The 2,007-nt window shown below is 76.3% G+C and carries 1 protein-coding gene; it reads right to left on the bottom strand.

Translation table 11 applies throughout. From position 1 onward, the window contains the following. Window positions 1-2,007 (bottom strand): AMP-binding protein (locus ACFV6I_RS39395; RefSeq protein WP_380431084.1); only part of this gene is annotated, 2,007 nt, incomplete at both ends.

Raw genomic sequence — 2,007 nt, 5'->3', positions numbered from 1 at the left:
GGCCCGCAGCCAGTCCCCGGGGTCGGTGGTCGGCGGCCGGACCCCCACCACGGCCTGCGGCAGGGCGGCGCGCAGCGCCTCGGCGAGGGTGCCGGGGCGGGCGGGGCGGAGCAGCAGGGTCGGCCCCGCCGGAGCGCCCTCGGCCGGGACCGTTCCGGCCGCCGGGGCCTCCGGCACCGGGCGGGGTTCCCAGGCGAGTCGGCGCACGCAGTCCGGCAGGGTCCGGGAGTTCGCCTCCGCCAGGTCCAGGGCCACGAGGTGCTCGTCGAGTTCGCCGTCGAGCAGCCGCCGGCGCAGCGCGGTGCGCTGGATCTTGCCGCTGGTGGTGCGCGGGAACTCCGACGGCGGCACCGGCAGCACCAGGGCGGGGGCGGGCTGCCTACGGGCGGCCAGCAGTCGCCGGATCTCGGCGGCCACGGGCGGCGCGGGGGCGTCCTGGTCGTTCGGCACGTAGACGACCACCAGTTGCTCGGTGCCGGTGCGGTCGTCCGGGACCCCGAAGGCGGCGACGTGCCCGGAGCGCACCCCCGCCACCGAGGCCACCACGTCCTCCAGCTCATGGCAGAAGTAGTGCACCCCGTTGACGATGATGATCTCCTTGCGACGGCCGGTGAGCACCACCTCCCCGTCGGCCAGGAAGGCCAGGTCTCCGGTGTCGAACCAGCCGTCGCCGACGAAGGACTCCCGGTCGGCGGCCGGGTTGTTCAGGTAACCGGGGGTCACCCGGCCGGAGTTGACCTGGAGCCGGCCGACCCAGTGCTCGGGCAGGGCCCGGCCGTCCTCGCCCGCCACCCGCATCCGGGTGCCGGGCGCGGGACGCCCCATGCTGAGGAAGCCGGTGCCGCGCTCGTGCGAGGCCGGGTCGGCGGGCTCCAGCCGGCCGCTCAGCGAGTCGGTGCGCACCAGGCGGCGGGCGCCGTCCTCGTGGTAGCGCTTGTAGGTGATCACGGTGCAGGTCTCGGCCATGCCCCAGCCGAGCAGGACGTGGTCCGCGCGAACGCCGAACGGCCCGGTGGCGGCCAGGAATTCGTCCAGCACCGCCTCGGTGCACTGCTCCCCGGCGTTGATCAGCGACTTGAGCGCGGAGAGGTCCCAGTGCCGGCCGGGACCGGCGGCCCGGACCGCCTCGGCGACCAGCCGGAAGCCGAAGTTGGGCGACCAGGAGTGCGCGCCCCGGTAGCGCTCCAGCGTGTCCAGCCAGACCAGCGGGTCGGCGAGCACCAGCTCGGTGGGCACCTGCACCTGGTCGGCGGCCAGCGCCACGTCCCGCAGGTGGAACATCAGCAGCCCGGCGACGTGGTCCAGCGGCAGCCAGTTGACGGTGACGTCCTCGGGCGAGCTGCCCTGGGAGGCGGCGCCGGCCACGTACTCCAGGATGCCGCGGTGGGTGATCTGCACCGCCTTGGACCGGCCGGTGCTGCCGGAGGACAGCTGGAGGATCGCGACGTCGCCGGGGTCCGGGGCGTGCTCGGCGCCTGGCGCGCCGATGGTGCCGGTGTCGGGCACGCCGATGGTGTCGGGCGCGGCGCCGGTATCGGCGGGCCGGTGGTCAACCGCGATGACCCGCAGCCCGGGCGCCGGGTAGAGCTCCCCGAGCCGTGCCAGGCCCGCCACCGCCGGACCGCAGGCGAGCACCGGCGGCTCCTCCAGAGTCTGCCAGGCGTGCCAGAGCTTCTCCAGTACGGGGTTGCGCTCGTCGTAGGCCGGCGGGCGGGCCACCGTGACCGGCTGCACCCCGCCCAGCAGGCAGGCCCACAGGGTGGGGAAGTAGCGCTCCGGGTCGGGGACTTGGAGGATCACCCGGTCGCCCGCCCGCAGTCCGGCGGAGGTCAGCAGGGCGAGGGTCTCCCGGGCCTGCTCCAGCAGTCGGCGGTAGGTGAGCCGGGTCGCCCCGCCGTCGGCCCGGACCAGGTGCAGGCCGCGCCCGGGGTGCCGCTCGGCGGCGCGCAGCAGCGCCTCGGGCAGCGTCCGGGGCGCGTCCGGCGCCGGGTCGGGCCGCGGGGCGCC

The sequence above is a fragment of the Kitasatospora sp. NPDC059803 genome, from assembly GCF_042732255.1.
Lineage (GTDB): Bacteria > Actinomycetota > Actinomycetes > Streptomycetales > Streptomycetaceae > Kitasatospora.
The sequence above is the reverse complement of the archived record's forward strand: the minus strand, read 5'-3'. Positions and strand labels throughout refer to the sequence as shown.